The following is a 361-nucleotide window of genomic DNA, read 5'->3' on the forward strand; positions in this document are numbered from 1 at the left end:
GCAGCATCGAGACCCGCTTTCGCGATCACCGCCTGCGGCTGGCGACGCTCAGCCATACGGTCATTGGTGCCGGGTCGGATTCGCCGATCACGGTCACGGTCGGTGTGACGCTCGGCGGTCACGACGCGATGGTGAGACGTCTGTGGTTGAGCGCCTTCGCCCAGCAGCTTGCGCTGGTGGCGATCGCCGGCGTGTTCGTGCTGCTCGGCCTGCGCCGCGGCCTGGCGCCGCTGCTGCGGCTGCGCGATGCGGTGCGCTCGCCGGACCGGAGCGATCTCGACCCGGTCGAGGTTCCCGGCGCGCAAAGCGAGATCCGGCCGCTGATCGACGCGCTCAACGCCTATATGGAACGCGTGCGAGC

General features: G+C 69.8%; 1 pseudogene. It reads left to right on the forward strand.

The window, feature by feature from the left end:
- Positions 1 to 361: pseudogene (locus tag EN851_RS34600) on the forward strand (sensor histidine kinase N-terminal domain-containing protein); the annotation flags it as partial.

Origin of the sequence: Mesorhizobium sp. M8A.F.Ca.ET.208.01.1.1, assembly GCF_004791315.1 — a bacterium.
Lineage (GTDB): Bacteria > Pseudomonadota > Alphaproteobacteria > Rhizobiales > Rhizobiaceae > Mesorhizobium.